The 18192-nt window shown below is 34.1% G+C and carries 15 protein-coding genes; 4 read left to right on the top strand and 11 right to left on the bottom strand.

Translation table 11 applies throughout. The annotated features are described in order from the left end of the window. Nucleotides 1–44 precede the first annotated feature (44 nt). Both JM80_RS16425 and JM80_RS06065 read right to left on the bottom strand, forming a co-directional pair. The gene (locus JM80_RS16425) at nucleotides 45–1127 is read right to left on the bottom strand and encodes a YgcG family protein (protein WP_186439781.1); all 1083 of its coding nucleotides are present in this window, start codon (nucleotides 1125–1127) and stop codon (nucleotides 45–47) included. 6 nt (nucleotides 1128–1133) lie between these two features. After that, nucleotides 1134–3317 carry an acylase gene (locus JM80_RS06065; RefSeq protein WP_144709480.1) on the bottom strand — a complete coding sequence of 728 codons (2184 nt, stop codon included), beginning with the start codon at nucleotides 3315–3317 and terminating at the stop codon, nucleotides 1134–1136. A gap of 158 nt (nucleotides 3318–3475) precedes the next feature. Here JM80_RS06065 and JM80_RS06060 point away from each other — a divergent pair, with 158 nt between their 5' ends. Then, nucleotides 3476–5215 carry an ABC transporter ATP-binding protein gene (locus tag JM80_RS06060; protein ID WP_034646085.1) on the top strand — a complete coding sequence of 580 codons (1740 nt, stop codon included), beginning with the start codon at nucleotides 3476–3478 and terminating at the stop codon, nucleotides 5213–5215. Between the two features lie 80 nt (nucleotides 5216–5295). Here JM80_RS06060 and JM80_RS06055 read toward each other — a convergent pair whose 3' ends face one another. From JM80_RS06055 to trmB, 7 genes are all read right to left on the bottom strand, one after another. Then, nucleotides 5296–5625, bottom strand: coding sequence for a 2Fe-2S iron-sulfur cluster-binding protein (locus tag JM80_RS06055; protein ID WP_013620458.1), 330 nt, complete (start codon nucleotides 5623–5625; stop codon nucleotides 5296–5298). After that, nucleotides 5625–6683, bottom strand: a complete 1059-nt coding sequence (locus JM80_RS06050) for an NAD(P)/FAD-dependent oxidoreductase (RefSeq protein WP_013620459.1) — start codon at nucleotides 6681–6683, stop codon at nucleotides 5625–5627. Before JM80_RS06050 ends, JM80_RS06055 begins: the two co-directional genes overlap by 1 nt. Before the next feature lie 75 nt (nucleotides 6684–6758). After that, the gene (locus tag JM80_RS06045) at nucleotides 6759–6998 is read right to left on the bottom strand and encodes a NifU family protein (protein ID WP_013620460.1); all 240 of its coding nucleotides are present in this window, start codon (nucleotides 6996–6998) and stop codon (nucleotides 6759–6761) included. Nucleotides 6999–7002: 4 nt separating this feature from the next. Next, nucleotides 7003–8145, bottom strand: coding sequence for an Mrp/NBP35 family ATP-binding protein (locus tag JM80_RS06040; protein WP_075694561.1), 1143 nt, complete (start codon nucleotides 8143–8145; stop codon nucleotides 7003–7005). Nucleotides 8146–8303: 158 nt separating this feature from the next. After that, nucleotides 8304–8639 carry an MGMT family protein gene (locus JM80_RS06035; RefSeq protein ID WP_013620462.1) on the bottom strand — a complete coding sequence of 112 codons (336 nt, stop codon included), beginning with the start codon at nucleotides 8637–8639 and terminating at the stop codon, nucleotides 8304–8306. A gap of 1 nt (nucleotide 8640) precedes the next feature. Then, nucleotides 8641–9273, bottom strand: a complete 633-nt coding sequence (locus JM80_RS06030) for a LysE family transporter (protein WP_013620463.1) — start codon at nucleotides 9271–9273, stop codon at nucleotides 8641–8643. 3 nt (nucleotides 9274–9276) lie between these two features. After that, nucleotides 9277–9948, bottom strand: coding sequence for a tRNA (guanosine(46)-N7)-methyltransferase TrmB (trmB, locus tag JM80_RS06025; RefSeq protein WP_013620464.1), 672 nt, complete (start codon nucleotides 9946–9948; stop codon nucleotides 9277–9279). A gap of 70 nt (nucleotides 9949–10018) precedes the next feature. Here trmB and JM80_RS06020 point away from each other — a divergent pair, with 70 nt between their 5' ends. Next, nucleotides 10019–11122, top strand: a complete 1104-nt coding sequence (locus JM80_RS06020) for a glycosyltransferase family protein (RefSeq protein ID WP_034646077.1) — start codon at nucleotides 10019–10021, stop codon at nucleotides 11120–11122. On the opposite strand, the gene JM80_RS06015 is transcribed toward JM80_RS06020, so the two are convergent. Next, on the bottom strand, nucleotides 11047–12102 hold the full coding sequence (locus tag JM80_RS06015) for a cell wall metabolism sensor histidine kinase WalK (RefSeq protein ID WP_013620466.1): 1056 nt from the start codon (nucleotides 12100–12102) through the stop codon (nucleotides 11047–11049). The two genes, JM80_RS06020 and JM80_RS06015, sit on opposite strands and share 76 nt — an antisense overlap. Further along, nucleotides 12102–12791 carry a response regulator transcription factor gene (locus JM80_RS06010; RefSeq protein ID WP_144709479.1) on the bottom strand — a complete coding sequence of 230 codons (690 nt, stop codon included), beginning with the start codon at nucleotides 12789–12791 and terminating at the stop codon, nucleotides 12102–12104. The genes JM80_RS06015 and JM80_RS06010 overlap by 1 nt, the downstream gene beginning before the upstream one ends. 179 nt (nucleotides 12792–12970) lie before the next feature. On the opposite strand from JM80_RS06010, the gene JM80_RS06005 reads away from it, so the two are divergent. Both JM80_RS06005 and JM80_RS16420 read left to right on the top strand, forming a co-directional pair. Next, nucleotides 12971–15796, top strand: a complete 2826-nt coding sequence (locus tag JM80_RS06005; protein WP_013620468.1) for a TonB-dependent receptor — start codon at nucleotides 12971–12973, stop codon at nucleotides 15794–15796. Between the two features lie 93 nt (nucleotides 15797–15889). Beyond that, nucleotides 15890–18115: a hypothetical protein gene (locus JM80_RS16420; protein ID WP_013620469.1), complete on the top strand. Its 2226-nt coding sequence runs from the start codon at nucleotides 15890–15892 to the stop codon at nucleotides 18113–18115. The last annotated feature ends 77 nt before the right edge of the window (nucleotides 18116–18192 follow it).

Here is an 18192-nt window from a genome sequence, read left to right as displayed (position 1 = left end):
TTACTTACCGTTTTTTAGTAGATAACAATTTTAAGTAAATTAGTCTACCAACTTCCGCTTGCTCCACCTCCACCAGAACTTCCTCCTCCGCCAGAAAAACTACTAGAACTACTGCTAAAGCCACTACTGCTATAACTACTGTATGAACTACTTGAAGAACCACCACTTCTTCCATTTGAAGAACCAATACTTTTTATAGCTTTTATAACAGAATCATAATCACTTTTAAATAACGAAAAAGATAATTTAGTTTTATTTTTTACAACAAGATCTTTAATTGTAATTACTGTTAAGGTTGCAATAAATAATACTATTGAAACACAAAAAATTAAAATGGAATTAGTTTCTATGAATGGTTCAACCTGATAACCATATTTTTTAAAACAGGTCAAAATAATAATTGCCAACAATACAACACCAAAACAAAAATATACTGTATATACTAGTATGTTTATTGTAAAAAAGATAAGTCCAATCTCTGCCGTAAAAAACTTTTTAAAAATTTTAAATCCCTTTTTTCCTGAAATATAAATAACAAAACAACCTGTAATCAAAAAAAAGAAACCAAAGGTGAGTAGTAATATATTTCCAATTCTTTCTTGCTTACGATCTCTCTCTTTTATGAGTTCTTTAAACTTCTTTAGTGCTTCGGGATTTTTAATAAAGTTTATTAATTGGTCTGTAGCTTTGTCTATTCCTGTAAAATAAGCACCTTCTTTAAACTCAGGAATCATAGTGTCCTCTATAATTCGTTTTGCCACTATGTCTGTAATATATGGTTCTAAACCGTAACCAACTTCAATTCTAACTTCTCTATCAAAACTAGAAAAGAGAATTAAAATACCATTATCTTCCTTTACTTGCCCTAGTTTATTTTGGTTAAATGTTTTATTTGCAAAATCTTCTATATTTTGTCCGTTTAAAGAATTAACTGTAAGCACCACCAGTTGCGTAGTTGTTTCTGTTTCAAAATTTTTCAATTTATTACGCAAAGCTTGTGCTGCTTCTGTCTCAAATATACCTGCATTATCAGTTACTATATCTTTAATTACAGGATACTCATAATCTTGTGCAGAACCAACAACTGTAAAACATACAAAAAGTAAAAAAACTATTTTCTTAATCATACTCAATTACTTTACTTCTCCAGGATGGTATGTTTTTTCTGCTTGTTTTAAAACATCATCCTTATAAAAAGCTACGGTTTTAAATTGCATATTTATGTATGCATCAGTTTGGTCGTTAAAATGTGCCGAAGTAGGATCTCCACTTTGTCCACCTGCCAAAATAGTCTTCGCTTTTACTTTTTCTCCAAACTCTACCGCAGCAACAAAACTATTGCCACGCGTACCATATATTTTTTTGGTATTATTGGTATAGCTAACACCATAGGCTGCTAAAGCTCCCCAACGACCAGAAGCAAAACCAACTGCAACACTTGGCTCATCATCATTAAAAGCTTGTTTTATGTCGCCATTTAAACGTTGGTACCTATTTACCTCTCCCCACGGAATATTCCAAGTTCCAAAGTCGGACTCTAACTTTTTTATTACTGCTCTAAAAACGGACAAACGCTCAGCCATTGGTGACGCAGATCCAAAGTAAGTCATTGCCTCCATATCACTCATTTTTCGCGGTCGTTTCCCGTTTCTACCATACATAGTGCCGTAATAGTGCGCCAGTGTCATTGCTACAGATTCTTTTGAGGTTTTAAAATCCCAGTTGCGTAGCTCCTCTATTGGCAAACTTAAAAGTTTTGTTCTGTCTGTTGTATCATATGCCTCTACTAATCCAGGAATTAAAGCTTTAAACGCTGGCAAATAGGGATCGTGTGCTAATTTTATAAGACTATCTAATGTGTACTCTTTTTTATCTGTTAATAAACGTATTGCGTGTACACCCCTAAAGTTTTCTTGGTCTTTAGACATATATTTAGGATAGTTTTTTCTTTTTGGACTGTTTTCTAACGCTGCAGTATAAGGTGTAGAATTACAGTTTTGCAACCATCCGTTTTTAGGATTTAAAAGCAATATATTTTCATCTACAGTGTGCAATCCTTTCCAATCTGTTTGCGGATTACTACCATCTACTGGCTTTGTAAAATCAAAAACAGTATCGCGTACTGGCACAAAATTACCGTGAAAATAAGCTATATTACCACCAGCATCTGCATACACCGTATTGTTAGATGAGTTGGTACGTATATTCATCATTTCTCTAAAACCCTTGTATCCGTTTTGTTTTGTTCTAATGTAAGATTGTTCTAATGCTTTTACAGGTTCCCACATGATAGCAGAGGCTGTCCATTTTCCGTCTGCTTTATGTGTAATTGGTCCGTGATGTGTTCTGTACGTTTTAAACGTTTTTTGTTTGGTAGACTCACCAGATTTGTACTTTAAGGTAACCGAATCTTCAACAACATCTCTAAGTTCTTCTCCGTACTGGTATTTTAAATCGCCTTTAAGATTTACAATAGTTTCTTTAAACTCATCCATAACATCTGTGTATGTAGATGTGTGCATCCAACCGGTTTTTTCATTAAAGCCTTGGTACACAAAAAACTGCCCCCAAGTAACTGCTCCGTATGCATTTAAACCCTCTTCACTAACCACGTGTACTTCTCCCCTAAAGAAAAATGAGGTATGCGGATTAATTAAAAGCATTGCATTGCCAGACTGTGTTAAGCTACCAGATATTGCAATACCGTTAGATCCTTGCGGTTCTAACTCTGCTTTTTCTTCTTCAATTTTTAATTCTGTTGCTTCAGGAATTTCCATATCACCCTCATAAAATGCTTTTATTTTACGTGTAGAAATTCGTTCTATATCACCACCAATAGAGCCTTCACTAAAATACATTGGCATCCAAGGCTCAAACTTTGTCAACAACCTAGGTGTAACCTCTGGGTGCGTGTGTAAATAATAATTTATACCATCTGCAAATGCATTGCACAACTCTTTTAACCATTCTGGACTCTTATTGTAGTTAGCAATTGCCTCTTCTTCTGTCATAAATAATTTAGCTCGCAGATCACTATACAAAGCTTCTTCACCATCTACCTCTGCCAACCTACCAGTTGCCCATATGTAATTTTGTTCTACTCGGTTAAAATCGTCCTCACATTGTGCATACAACAAGCCAAAAACAGCATCAGCATCTGTTTTACCATAAATATGTGGCACACCAAATGTATCTCTAATTATAATGGTGTTATCTGCGTGTGCTTGCCAACGATCTACATTTTTATTTTGTTTGGTTGCTTGTTTACAACCGACTAACAAGCTAAAAAACACAAGGGTATATATGCTAATTTTCATCTAAAAGAACTATTAAAATGGTTTGTGTGAAAATACTAGACTTCTGTTTTAAAAACTAATTTTAAAGGTTTTTTTAGGTTGATAACCTCATTAAAAAAGCAGATAACTAAAATTAACATAGATTTAAATTACCTTGCATACAAATTGAAAATAGAACGATGGCAGAGAAGAAAGTAAGCATTTTAACCGCATTTAAAACTATTATTTGGCCAAGACGCAAACTTGTTTTTATAGGACTTTTATTAATTGTAATAAGTAAGGCCGCAAGTTTTGTTGCTCCAATATCTCTTAAATATTTAATGGATGATATTGTACCAAATAAAGATATTCCCTTTTTAAAAACTTTAGTAGCACTGGTAATTGCTGCTTTTTTGGTGCAAGCAATAACATCATTTTTACTTACCAAAGTATTAAGTATACAGGCACAGTATTTAATATCTGAACTACGTGCGCAAGTACAGAAAAAAGTATTGTCTTTACCTATTAGTTTTTTTGATAATAACAAGTCTGGCGGATTAGTATCTAGAATTATGAGTGATGTAGAAGGCGTACGGAATTTAATAGGCACTGGTTTGGTACAATTAGTGGGTGGTACTATTACCGCTGTAGTATCTGTTGTTTTGTTGGTGCAAATTAGTTTAACAATGACGCTAATGGCGTTTGCACCCTTAATTTTATTTGCCTTTATTTCTATAAAAGCATTTAAAATTATACGCCCTGTTTTTAGAGAACGTGGTAAAATAAACGCTGAAGTAAAAGGCAGGTTAACAGAAACTTTAAGCGGAGTTAGAGTTATTAAAGGTTTTAACGCCGAAGAACAAGAAAATAAAATTTTTGAAAAAGGTGTTGCTAAATTATATAAAAATGTAAAAAAGAGTTTAACGGCAACCGCTGTAATGACAAGCTCATCTACTTTTTTATTAGGACTTGCCACAACAGGGATTATGATGGGTTATGGCGGTTATTTATTAATTACAGGTGACTTAACAACGGGTGAGTATTTTCAGTTTACATTTTTACTTGCACTTATGGTTGCCCCTATTGTACAGATGAGTAATGTTGGTAGTCAGCTTACAGAAGCCCTTGCAGGTTTAGACCGTACAGAGGAGCTTATGAATATGACCGCAGAAGCAGATGAAAAAGACCGTACAATTGTATTAGACGATATTAAAGGTGATGTAGCTTTTAAGAACGTCTCTTTTGCTTATGAAGAAGATAAAGAAGTAATTACCAACGTAAGTTTTGCAGTAAACTCTGGTAAAGTGGTTGCTTTGGTTGGCAGTTCTGGTTCTGGAAAATCTACCATTGCTGGTTTAGCTGCAAGTTTTTTAAATCCGGATGGCGGCACAATTACTATTGATGGTAACGACTTATCTAAAATAGACTTAAACAGTTTTAGGCAACATTTAGGTGTGGTTTTGCAAGACGACTTTTTGTTTGAAGGCACCATACGTAATAACATCCTTTTTCCTAGACCAAACGCTACAGAAGAAGAACTTTTAAACGCCGTTGAAGCTGCCTACGTAAATGAATTTACAGATAGATTTGATGATGGCTTAGAAACTTTAATTGGAGAACGTGGAGTTAAATTATCTGGCGGACAACGCCAACGTATTGCTATTGCTAGAGCTATTTTGGCCAATCCTAAAATATTAATTTTAGACGAAGCCACCTCTAATTTAGATACAGAGAGTGAAGCTTTAATACAAAAAAGTTTGGCCACATTAACGCAAGGCAGAACTACTTTTGTTATTGCACATAGACTAAGTACTATACGCAAGGCAGACCAGATTTTAGTGATAGAAAATGGTGAAATTGCAGAAAGCGGCACTCACGATGAACTTATTGCTAAAGAAGGACGTTACTTTAACTTGTTTACCTACCAAGCAAGAATATAATAACGAAGAATATTACAAGTAAAAAGCTCTAATTCTTAATTTTAGAATTTGAGCTTTTTATATTTTTAATTAAATTGATTTTAACTCTCTGGAGCCAACTCAACTTCTAAACCATCTAAATCTGGCGTCATATGTATTTGACAACCTAATCTGCTGTTATCTTCTACATTAAAAGCTTCTGCCAACATAGCATCTTCATCATCGGACATTTCTGGTAGCTCATGATCCGACTTAACATAACATTGACAAGAGGCACACATTGCCATACCACCGCAAATACCAATTGTACCCTCTGGAGCAAGCTCGTAAGAACGTACAACTTCCATTAAATTCATATTCATATCAGTAGGTGCATCTACCTCGTGTAAAACACCTTCTCTGTCTGTTATTTTTAATTTAATATCACTCATTATTCTATTGCTTTTACAACTGCTTTAGGCGCTTCTTTTTTAGTACCATCAAAACCAGACACACCACCAACGGTAGTATATTTCATGACATATTTTTTATCTGGATATATTTTTTGGTAGGCACTCTGACACATTAATGTAGCTTCATGAAAACCACACAGTATTAGTTTTAGTTTTCCTGGATATGTATTTACATCTCCAATAGCATAAATACCAGGTATGTTTGTTTGGTAATCTAAAGCATTATCAACTTTTATTGCATTTTTCTCTATCTCTAATCCCCAATCTCCTATTGGACCTAATTTTGGAGACAAACCAAATAAAGCAATAAAATTATCTACCTCTAAAACAAGGTTTTCTTCTTCTCCTGTTTTTTTAATTTCTACAGCAGTAAGTGTATCATCACCTTTTAAACCAACAATTTCTGCCGGAGTAATAAGGTTAATTTTACCTGCATTTTTAAGTTGTTGCACTTTTTCAACCGAGTCTAAAGCTCCTCTAAACTCATTTCTTCTATGCACCAAAGTAACCTCAGCAGCTACATCAGCTAAAAAAATACTCCAATCCAAAGCAGAATCTCCACCACCAGCTATAACCACTTTTTTATTACGATAAACTTCTGGATCTTTTATCATATAAGCAACGCCATTGTCCTCAAACTTAGATAAGTTTTCTAACAACGGTTTACGAGGTTCAAAACTACCTAAACCACCTGCAATTGCAACAATTGGTGCGTGGTGTTTTGTACCTTTATTTGTTGTAACTATAAAAGAACCATCTTCTTGTTTATCTATAGTTTCTGCACGTTCACCCAAAGTGAAACCTGGCTGAAACGCTTTTATTTGCTCCATTAAGTTATCTACCAAATCACCTGCCAATACTTCTGGAAAACCAGGAATATCATAAATTGGTTTTTTAGGGTAAATCTCAGAACATTGTCCGCCTGCTTGTGGCAAAGCATCTATTAAATGGCACTTTAATTTTAATAATCCGGCTTCAAAAACAGCAAATAATCCTGTTGGACCAGCACCTATAATTAATATATCTGTCTTAATCATGTAAAAGTAGTCTTAAAAATAAATGTAAAATTACAGAAGTAATTATGCTTATAATATGACAATTATCAGCACAAATTAACCAACGTTAATTACTTCTTCAATCTGTGGTACATACTTTTTAATGGTCATTTCTACACCACTTTTAAGTGTCATTTGGTTTACACTACAACCAACACACGCACCTTCTAACTTTACTTTTACAGAAGTATCATTATCTATTGAAATTAGAGAAATATCACCACCATCACTCTGTAAAAATGGGCGGATTTCCTCTAATGCTTTCTCTACGTTAGTTCTTACCTCTTCTGTTGTCATTTTCTTATTGCTTATTAACAGGCGAGCAACCCGCCATAGTTGTTATTTTAATAGCCTCTGTTGGTGGCAAATCTGTATTTCTACTTACCACTTGTTGCACTACATTTTTTGTAAGCTCGTTAAAAGCAGTTTCTATAGGTGTACCTTCTTGCATTGCTGCAGGTCTACCAACATCACCAGCTTCTCTAATGCTTTGTACCAAAGGAACTTCTCCTAAAAAAGGCACTTTTAAGTCTTCTGATAAGTGTTTTGCTCCTTCTTTACCAAAAATATAATATTTGTTGTTTGGCAACTCTTCTGGAGTAAAATACGCCATATTTTCTACAACTCCTAAAACAGGTACGTTAATAGAATCTTGCTGAAACATTGCTACACCTTTACGTGCATCTGCTAAAGCTATTTCTTGTGGTGTACTTACAACAACAGCACCAGTTACTGGCATTGCTTGCATAATACTTAAGTGTATATCTCCTGTTCCTGGAGGTAAATCTATAAGCATAAAGTCTATTTCTCCCCAATGTGCATCAAAAATCATTTGGTTTAATGCTTTAGATGCCATTGGCCCTCTCCAAATTACAGCTTGGTTTGGTTGTGTAAAAAAGCCAATAGATAGCAATTTAACTCCGTAACTTTCTACTGGTTTCATTTTAGACTTACCGTCTATATTTACTGCTAAAGGTTTTTCTTGAGCCACATCAAACATAATTGGCATAGATGGCCCGTAGATATCTGCATCTAACAAACCAACTTTAAAGCCCATTTTTGCTAAAGTTACTGCAAGGTTAGCTGTTACTGTAGATTTACCTACACCTCCTTTACCAGAGGCAACAGCTATAATATTTTTAATTCCAGGAAGTGGCTTCCCTTTAATTTCGTTAGTTTTTGGCTTTGCAGCTTCTGCATCAACCTTAATATTAACTTTAATTTTAGCTTTTTCATACACTTCTGCGTGTATAGCTTTTAAAATTTCTACCTCAGTTTTTTTACGTGCTTGTAAACTAGGATTGTTTATAGTTACATCTACAACTACCTCATCACCAAAAACCATAACATTGGTTACAGCTCCGCTTTCAACCATATTTTTACCTTCACCAGGAACTGTTATCTTTTCTAATGCCTTTAAGACATCTTGTTTATTTAGCTTCATCTATAGTACTTTCTTTTTCAGCTTTTTACTTAAACTGATTCTAAACTACAAAGATAGTGTATAGGGCTGAGATTAAGAAGCAGCAGAATTGAAATATAACATACTTTTATAAGTTTAAAATATATTATTTAGACAGCATATAGATTTTAAAGCTAAGGCTACTCTAGTTCTTCTATAGGATCCCAAAAATAGGTTTCTAAGTTTTGTATTTGATTGTTTATAACCACAACACCTTCATTCTCTAAAAGCTGTTGCATAAGGTTGGTTCCGTCAAAATGATGCTTACCTGTTAGCAACCCTTTACGGTTTACTACTCTGTGGGCTGGTATTTCTTCTTTTAAATGAGATGCATTCATAGCCCAACCTACCATACGCGCACTACGTGCAGCTCCTAAATATTTAGCTATTGCCCCATAAGAGGTCACTCTGCCATAGGGTATTTGTTTTGCTACCGCATATACTCTTTCAAAAAAATTCTGATTATCTGTTGCCATTTTAATGATTATATACTCTTATTAAAGTTATAATAAAAAGTAACAGCATTAAGGCACTTATAATGTAATTAGAGTTTTTAGAAAACCCGTTAGATTTTTTCTCTAGTTTATTAAAATAAACAGTGTATAAGTACAACACTGCAAAAGTACCACAGCCTGCAGCAAGTATAAACACCAAAATATCCCAAACCTGAAATTTAATCCAGCCTGATGCCTTCCACATTGCATTCATACCACTGTAATACGGAATTGTAAGAAGGTTTATTGCTGCTAAAAAAACACCTTTAAAAAAACTATTACGCTTACTAATTTTAGGCTTGGCCTTCTTTTTAGGTTTAATCCACTCTTTTGCCATAGCAAAAAAATAAATGCCTAATAAGGCAAATACTCCTAAAGCTACTTTTAGCAGTACTCCAACAAAATCTGGATTATTGTGTAAAAATTTAGATATTATTACCGCTATGTATGCTTGTAAAATTACCGTTATAGCTACGCCAATACTAAATATTATACCATTTAACTTTCCTTTTTCTACACTAATTTTTGCAGCATTCATATTTAACAACCCAGGAGGCACAGTTGCCATAAAGGCCCCAGAAAATGTTGCAAAAAAGAGTATGAGTAAGTGTGTCATTGGTTAATTGACTCTAAATTTTATATAGGTGATTGGTTTTCCTTTCTCAAGATACTGATTTTCATAGAAAGTCTGAATTTCTAATACTTCTTTTGGACTTCCTTCATTTTTATACACATCATGATTTGCGTAAAGTACCTCTAAACCTTTACCATGCAAAAGACCTAAAGTGTAACCGTGCATAAACTCGCTATCGGTTTTTAGGTTAACAACACCATCTGCTTTTAATATTTGCCTATACTTAGCTAAAAAAGCCTCGTTAGTTAACCTGTGCTTGGTACGTTTGTATTTTATTTGAGGATCTGGAAAAGTAATCCAAATTTCAGAAACTTCACCTTCTGCAAAAAGTTGATCTATTAACTCTATCTGAGTTCTAATAAAACCAACATTATCCATATTTTCTTCGGTTGCTGTTTTAGCTCCTCTCCAAAAACGAGCTCCTTTTATGTCTACACCAATAAAATTTTTGTTAGGACTTTGCTTTGCCAAACCAACGGTATACTCTCCTTTACCACAACCCAACTCTAGTATAATTGGGTTATCGTTCTTAAAAAAAGTATTCCACTTGCCTTTTAAAGCAAATGTTTCATCTACTATTTCTTCTCTGGTTGGCTGAATTACGTTATCAAACGTTTCATTTTCTTTAAACCTCTTTAGCTTGTTTTTACTTCCCACAACATAAATTTAATGATTTGGCAAAGCTAAGGAAATCTATTTATGTTTTTATAGTAGTTTCTTTATAGGTATGAATAAAAGCAAACGCATATTGGTTGCCCCATTAAACTGGGGTTTAGGGCACGCTACAAGATGTATTCCTATAATTAATGCTTTATTAACCCAAGGTTTTACTCCTGTTATTGCCTCTGATGGCGATGCACTTAACCTTTTAAAAAAAGAATTTCCGGGCTTGGAGTTTCACGAATTGCCATCGTACAAAATAAAATATGCCAAAAACGGAAAAAACTTTAAAATAAAATTACTTTGGGATTCTCCTAAAATGCTTAAAGCAATACAAAAAGAGAAAAAACAAACTAAAAAACTGGTAAAAGAGTTTAATATTGATGGTATTATATCTGACAACCGTTTAGGTGTTTGCTACAAAAAAGTACCTAGTGTTTTTATTACGCACCAATTAAATGTGCTGACCGGTAACACCACTTGGATGACCACTAAATTGCACCAAAATATTATTAAAAAATTTGATGAATGTTGGGTGCCAGACACTAAAAAACAGCCTAACCTATCTGGCAAACTTGGCCATTTAAAAAAATCTAGCCTTAAAATTAAATACTTGGGACCACTAAGTAGGTTTAGTAAAACTGACACACCTAAAAAGTACGATTTAATGGTGCTGTTATCTGGTCCAGAACCACAACGTTCTATGCTTGAAGAAAAAATATTTGATGAACTTATTGGCTATCCTAATGATGTACTTTTTGTAAAAGGCATTATAGAGGAAGAGCAAAAAATATCTTCATTAAGAGGCAACATTGTTGTATACAACTTTATGAGTTCTAAAGCTTTAGAACGCGCTATAAACGAAAGCAAACTAATACTTTGCAGATCTGGCTACACTACTTTAATGGATTTAGCCAAACTAGAAAAAAAGGCGTTTTTTATACCAACACCTGGACAGTTTGAGCAGGAGTATTTAGCCAAAAGATTAAATAAAAAAGAAATAGCACCAACTTGCCAACAAGATGACTTTACACTAGAATTATTAAAAAAAGTAAAAGATTATAAAGGTTTAACCAAATTTAAAAGTACTGTAGATTACTCTTCTTTATTCTCTATTTTTTCTAAAGTAAAAGAAAACTCAGATCCAACATCTACTACACTTTCTACATAAATTTTTTCGTTATGTGCTTCTATAATGTGTTTTACTATAGATAAACCTAGTCCAGAGCCACCAACCTCTCTGTTTCTACTTTTTTCTACACGGTAAAAACGCTCAAAAAGCCTAGATAGGTGTTCTTTAGATATACCTTCGCCATTGTCTGTAACACGTACAATTACTTTATTTTTTATAAGGTTCTCTACACTAACCTCTGTAGTACCGTTAGTGTGGCCGTATTTTATTGAGTTTACCAACAAGTTGGACACCACCTGTTGCATACGCTCCTTATCTGCCCTAACTAGTATTGGCTCTTTATACTCCATATCAAAAGTTAATGTAATTTGCTTTTTAGCAGCACGCATTTCTAGCAAATCAAAAACATTTTGTATGAGCTCTACAATATCAAAATCTTCAAATTCCATTGTTAAACCACCAGCCTCTAGCTTGGTAATCATATCTAAATCTTTAACAATGTATATTAAACGCTCTACACCTTTATTGGCACGCTCTAAATATTTTTCTCGCACTTTTTTATCGTCCATAGCACCATCTAACAACGTTAAAATATAACCTTGTACCGTAAACAATGGTGTTTTTAACTCATGAGATACGTTACCTAAAAAATCTTTTCTGTATTCTTCTCTAATTTTAAGCGTGTCAATTTCTATTTTTTTTCCTTTGGCAAATTTTTCAATCTCTTCTGTCAAGGTTTTTATATCTGTAGTAATAGGGGCAGATGAAAAAGAAGTAGACTCTAGTAAAGAAACATCATCATATATTTTTTTTATTCTTCTGTATATAAAACGCTCTACTCTATGCTGTATAATTAAAAACGATATACTAAAGCTAACAAGTGCAAAACATAACAAAAACAGCCACTCTACAGTAGCTGCATAATACATATATAATCCTAACAACAGTGTTAGTGTTATTACAATAAAAAATGACGAACGGAATGCGAATTTATATGACTTTTTTAGTCTTTTTGCCATTATAAAACAAACTTATAACCAACACCTTTTACAGTTTTAAAATGGTCGTCTCCTATTTTTTCTCTTAATTTTCTAATGTGCACATCAATAGTTCTACCACCAACAACAACTTCGTTACCCCAAACCTTGTCTAAAATAACTTCTCTTTTGTACACTTTATTAGGCTTAGAGGTTAACAAAGCTAAAAGCTCAAACTCTTTTCTTGGCAGTACTATTTCTTGGCCATCATTAATAACCTTGTACTCTTCTCTATTAATTATAATGTTACCAACTTTAACTATATCTTCTTGCTCTGCAGCATTGTCTTCTTTTAACCTTCTTAACAAAGCTTTTACTTTACTCACCAAAACTTTTGGCTTAATAGGCTTTGTAATGTAATCATCTGCACCAGCGTCAAACCCAGCTACCTGAGAATAATCTTCTCCTCTAGCCGTTAAAAAGGTAATTATAGTGTTTTGCAAACCAGGTGTGTTGCGTATAATTTCGCAAGCTTCAATGCCATCCATTTCTGGCATCATTACATCTAAAATAATTAAGTGAGGATGTTTTTTCTTTGCTTTAGCAACAGCTTCAACCCCATTCTTTGCTGTAAAAACCTCATATCCTTCTGACGAAAGGTTGTAACTAACAATTTCTAAAATGTCTGGTTCGTCGTCTACTAAAAGTATTTTAATATCCTTCTTTTTCATTTTTATATTTTATTGATTGGTTCGCCAAAAGTAAAGATAATACTTATACTTCAAAGCTGCTTAACATTCATTTAATATCATAACATTTAAATAACAATTAAGAATTAAATTGTTAACACACAGGTAACATCGCGTTCACAGGTTGACACGTTCTTTGCGCCAACTATTAAACGAAATTAATGAGACTTTTATTATTGACATTTTGCCTACTAACGTGCTTAGTATCAAAGGCACAAGAAACAGGAAGCGTTGTTGGGAAATTAACCGACAAAGAAATGAATAATGACCCGTTACCATTTGCTAACGTACTAATTAAAGGAACGACTAAAGGAACAACATCAGATTTTGATGGCTTATATGAGATTGCAAATTTAGAGCCGGGTACATACACAGTAGTATTTAGTTATGTTGGATATGAAACTGTAGAAATACCTAATGTTGCTATTGTTGCTGGCAAGGTTACTACAATAAATGTACCAATGGCAGCTAACGAAGGAATGATGTTAGATGAAATTGTTATTACAACAGTTACAAGAAAAGATTCTGAAACAGCTTTATTACTAGATCAAAAGAAAGCTGTAGAAATGAAAACTGCAATTGGCGCACAAGAATTAGCACGTAAAGGTGTTAGTGATGTTGCTACTGCTGTTACCAAAACAACCGGTATTTCTAAACAAGAAGGTTCTGGTAGTGTTTTTGTACGTGGTTTAGGAGATCGTTACAACGTTACTACAATGAATGGATTGCCTTTACCAACCAATAATCCTTCTAGAAAAAACATTGATTTAGATATTTTTTCTACTGATATTGTTGAGTATATTGGTATTGATAAAACATATAACGCCAAAAACTACGGTGACTTTGCAGGTGCAAATATTGATATTTCTTCAAAAAACTATAAAGGATCTGGCTTTTTACAACTAGGAGTTGGTACTGGTATTAACACTGAAGCTATTGGCGAAAGTGATTTTTACTTAAACGATGGCCCAGATGTATATGGTTTTTATACTAATGACTATCCAGATTTTCCATTAAACAATTACAACTACACAACCAGCTGGGACAGAGAATCTGCCCCTACACCTATAGTTACTAGCCTATCTTTATCTGGTGGCGATTCTTATACCTTAGGTGAGCAAAGTAAATTAAGCTTTTTTGCTGTTGGTACTTTTGATAACGACTACAAATATAAAGAAGGTGTTGCAAGAGGTAGCACTTCTCCTAGCGGCTTAATTGCTAAAGATTTTGACTATACTAGTTACGAGTATAGCACAAACTCTACATTAATGGCTAATATTGGTTATACAATAGGTAGATCATCAATTAAATATAACTCTTTATACGTAAACACTTCTACTCAAAAACAACAAGAATACAATGGTGTTATTAATGTTTTTGATTACGCGCCAGAAGGCGGTGGTTTAATACAAAGAGGAACTTTTGAAAGAACTTCTCTTTTTGTAAATCAATTATTAGGAGATCATAAAATTGGAGAACAATTAGAGGTTAATTGGGGAGCATCATACAACACTGTAGAAAGTAGTATTCCTAACAGAAAACAAACTACACTATCTCCTGATGATTGGGATGAGCCAAACGGACCAAAATCTTTCCGTAGATCTATTAGTAACTCTGATAACCACAGGTTTTATCAAGACTTAACTGAAGATGAATTAGCTGCTAATTTATCTGCAACTTATAAGTTTAAGAAAAATGAGGATGATTTATATGACGGTAAATTAACTGTTGGTTATAGCGGAAGATTTAAAGAAGTTGATTTTGAAGCTACTCAATTTAACTTTAATATAAATACAAGAAATAATGATGGGTCTACAATACCACAACCTATTATTACTGACCCTTACAATTTAGATGCTTATTTTACTCAAGAGAACTTAAATGCAGGCTTATTTAGCTTAAGTACCTTTAGAGGTAATGCCAATAACCCAATTGCATTACAACCACAAACTTATAATGGTAACCAAGATATACACGCCGCTTATACTAATTTAGAGTATGCATTTAATCCTAAATTTACATTAATTGCAGGTTTACGCGTAGAGCAAATTAACCAAAGTATAGATTGGAGTACATCTATAGACCCAGCGGGAGATTCTAATGAATTTGAAAAAACAGAATTTTTACCTGCTTTATCTTTAAAATATGAACTAAACGATAAGCAAAACTTAAAGTTTGCAGCTAGTAAAACATATACCTTACCACAATTTAAAGAAAGAGCATTATTCTTATTTGAAGATGTTACAACAACTTACACTGGTAACCCAAGTTTATACGCTTCTACAGATTACAACTTTGACTTAAAATGGGAAATGTTCCCTAACTCTAGTGAAATTATTTCATTAGGTGTTTTTGGTAAATATATTGAAAACCCTATTAATGAAATTACAATTAACTCTGCATCTAACGTAATTAGCTACGTAAACTCTGGTGACTGGGCAAAAGCATACGGTGTAGAACTAGAAGTAAGAAAAGATCTTTTTGCTACAGAAAAAGATACTGAAGACAGCGTATTAAAAACTGTATTATCTGCAGGCTTTAATGCATCTTACATGAATACAAATCAAGAGCTAAACCCTGATAAGATAATTGAAGAAACTACCGCTGCTGGCTTTCCATTAAGCGTAAACTTTTCTAATGAGGAAGACGGCTTAACTGGAGCGTCTGATTTGTTACTAAACGGAGACATTAGCTTTTCTAAAGACTACAGTAAAAACAAAAACATTACAACTACAATTGCTTACAACTATTTTTCAGACAGAATATACGCTTTAGGAGTACAAGGAAAAGGCAACTTGGTTGATAAAGGTTTTGGTTCTTTAGATTTTATAGCAAAAGCACAACTAAATGAAAACATTAGAATTGGACTTTCTGCTAAAAATATATTAAACCCTTCTGTAGAAAGATTCCAAGACGAACAAGATGTTACAGTACTATCTTACAAAAGAGGTGCTAACGTAAAACTTTCTTTGTCATATAACTTTTAATTAATAGTATAGTTACACTTATATAAAACTGAGTTAACAACTGGTTAACAACCAAAGTCTTAATTCGCATTAAATTATTAAACAAACGGAAAAATGAAAAAAACTTTCTTAAAATTTATGATGATCGCTTCAGTTCTTGGAACTGTAATGGTATCATGTAGTAGTGATGACGACTCTGGCGACAAAAATACTTGCTCTGACGGCATACAAAATGGAGATGAAACAGGAGTTGACTGTGGAGGATCTTCTTGTCAACCATGTGCTTCTACAGCATTAGAAGGAGAAATTAGCGATGAATTAACCTTAGATGCTTCATTAGAATACGAATTAAAAGGTAAATTAGAAATATTAGATGGTGGTAAATTAACAATACCTGCAGGTACTGTAATTAAAGCTACTGGTGGTACAGCATCATATATAGCTGTTGCTCAAGGAGGTCAAATATTTGTAAATGGTACAGCTAGTGATCCAGTAGTTATGACTTCTGGTGAAGCTTCTCCTGCTCCTGGTAACTGGGGTGGTTTAGTTGTTTGTGGTAAAGCGCCAACAAACAAAGGTACTGCTGTTACTTCTGAAGTTGCAGATTTAACTTATGGTGGTACTGTTAGTGATGATAATTCTGGTGTTATAAAATACCTACGTATAGAATACACAGGTGCAACTTTTACTAATGATAAAGAATTTAACGGTTTATCTTTATTTGGTGTTGGTTCTGGTACTACTGTAGAGTATGTACAGTCTTACAACGGTGGTGATGACGGTATTGAATTCTTTGGTGGTACTGTAACAGGTAAATACTTAGTGTCTACAAACTCTGGTGATGACGGTATTGACTTTGCTGACGGCTGGAATGGTAATGGAGATTTCTGGTATATCTCTGGAGCTGCTTTTGCTGGTATAGAAGGTTCTAACCTTGCAGAAGAGCCAGTTGGTGTAGATCCTGTAACTACAACTACATTAAGCAACATTACTGTTGTTGGTCCTGTTACAGAAGGTGCTCTTTACTACAAAGAAGGTGGCGGAAACTTCACAATAGATAACTTTTACACTGCTGGTACAGACTTAGGTGTTAAAGTTAAAAGTACAGATACTCCTGCAGCAACAAGAATTGAAGCTGAAGCTTTAAAAATTACTAACATGCAGTTTGCAAGTGTAGCAGATGGTTTTGAAAAAACAGATTACACTGGTGCTAACCAATCTTTTATATCTGAAGGTATTGCAACTGGTGCTGGTAATGGTGCTGCTGCTCCTGACTGGGCTGCTGGTTGGACAAGAGGTTTAGATAACAGCGGTGTTACAGAATCTAACTTAGAAGGTACAATTACTTCTGCTGTTTCTTTACAAGCAGACGTAAAATACTTACTTACTAGTAAATTAGAAATATTAGATGGTGGTGAGTTAACTATACCTGCTGGTACTGTTATTGAAGCTACAGGACAAACTAGCTCTTACATTGCAGTTGCACAAGGTGGTAAAATATTTGTAAATGGTACTGCTACAGAGCCAGTAGTTATGACTTCTGGTGAGGCTTCTCCTGCTCCTGGTGATTGGGGTGGTTTAGTTGTTTGTGGTAAAGCTCCAACAAACAAAGGTACTGCTGTTACTTCTGAAGTTGCAGATTTAACTTATGGTGGTACTGTTGCAGATGATAATTCTGGTTCTATTACTTACTTACGTTTAGAGTACACTGGCGCAACTTTTACAAACTCTAAAGAGTTTAACGGCTTATCTTTATTTGGTGTTGGTTCTGAGACTACTGTAGAGTATGTACAGTCTTACAACGGTAACGATGATGGTATTGAGTTCTTTGGTGGTACTGTTACTGGTAAATACTTAGTGTCTACTAACTCTGGTGATGACGGTATTGACTTTGCTGACGGATGGAATGGTAACGGAGAATTTTGGTATATCTCTGGAGCTGCTTTTGCTGGTATAGAAGGTTCTAACCTTGCAGAAGAGCCAGTTGGTGTAGATCCTGTAACTACAACTACATTAAGCAACATTACTGTTGTTGGTCCTGTTACAGAAGGTGCACTTTACTACAAAGAAGGTGGTGGAAAATTCACAATTGATAACTTATACACTTCTGGAATTGATTTAGGAATTAAAGTTAAAAGTACAGATGCTCCTGCAGCAACAAGAATTGAAGCTGGTGATTTAGTTATTACTAACATCCAATTTGACGCTAAAGCAACTGGATTTGTTGAAACTGATTACACAGGTGCTAAGCAAGACTTCTACACAGAAGGTACTGCAACTGGTGCTGGTAATGGCGCTGCTACTCCTGACTGGGCTACTGGGTGGACAGTTGGTTTATAAGCCATAAAAACATACATTTAAATGAACCGCCTAAACTAAGTTTAGGCGGTTTTTTTTATACATTAAACAGCTGTAGT

Source organism: Cellulophaga sp. RHA_52, assembly GCF_007827205.1.
In the GTDB taxonomy this organism is placed as follows: domain Bacteria; phylum Bacteroidota; class Bacteroidia; order Flavobacteriales; family Flavobacteriaceae; genus Cellulophaga; species Cellulophaga lytica.
Note: the sequence above shows the minus strand (reverse complement) of the source record. Positions and strands in the feature narration are given on the sequence as shown.

Coding starts and splice junctions, on each gene's coding strand:
- JM80_RS16425 (WP_186439781.1), bottom strand. CDS start 1,127: ATGATTAAGAAAATAGTTTTTTTACTTTTTGTATGTTTTACAGTTGTT.
- JM80_RS06065 (WP_144709480.1), bottom strand. CDS start 3,317: ATGAAAATTAGCATATATACCCTTGTGTTTTTTAGCTTGTTAGTCGGT.
- JM80_RS06060 (WP_034646085.1), top strand. CDS start 3,476: ATGGCAGAGAAGAAAGTAAGCATTTTAACCGCATTTAAAACTATTATT.
- JM80_RS06055 (WP_013620458.1), bottom strand. CDS start 5,625: ATGAGTGATATTAAATTAAAAATAACAGACAGAGAAGGTGTTTTACAC.
- JM80_RS06050 (WP_013620459.1), bottom strand. CDS start 6,683: ATGATTAAGACAGATATATTAATTATAGGTGCTGGTCCAACAGGATTA.
- JM80_RS06045 (WP_013620460.1), bottom strand. CDS start 6,998: ATGACAACAGAAGAGGTAAGAACTAACGTAGAGAAAGCATTAGAGGAA.
- JM80_RS06040 (WP_075694561.1), bottom strand. CDS start 8,145: ATGAAGCTAAATAAACAAGATGTCTTAAAGGCATTAGAAAAGATAACA.
- JM80_RS06035 (WP_013620462.1), bottom strand. CDS start 8,639: ATGGCAACAGATAATCAGAATTTTTTTGAAAGAGTATATGCGGTAGCA.
- JM80_RS06030 (WP_013620463.1), bottom strand. CDS start 9,273: ATGACACACTTACTCATACTCTTTTTTGCAACATTTTCTGGGGCCTTT.
- JM80_RS06020 (WP_034646077.1), top strand. CDS start 10,019: ATGAATAAAAGCAAACGCATATTGGTTGCCCCATTAAACTGGGGTTTA.
- JM80_RS06015 (WP_013620466.1), bottom strand. CDS start 12,102: ATGGCAAAAAGACTAAAAAAGTCATATAAATTCGCATTCCGTTCGTCA.
- JM80_RS06010 (WP_144709479.1), bottom strand. CDS start 12,791: ATGAAAAAGAAGGATATTAAAATACTTTTAGTAGACGACGAACCAGAC.
- JM80_RS06005 (WP_013620468.1), top strand. CDS start 12,971: ATGAGACTTTTATTATTGACATTTTGCCTACTAACGTGCTTAGTATCA.
- JM80_RS16420 (WP_013620469.1), top strand. CDS start 15,890: ATGAAAAAAACTTTCTTAAAATTTATGATGATCGCTTCAGTTCTTGGA.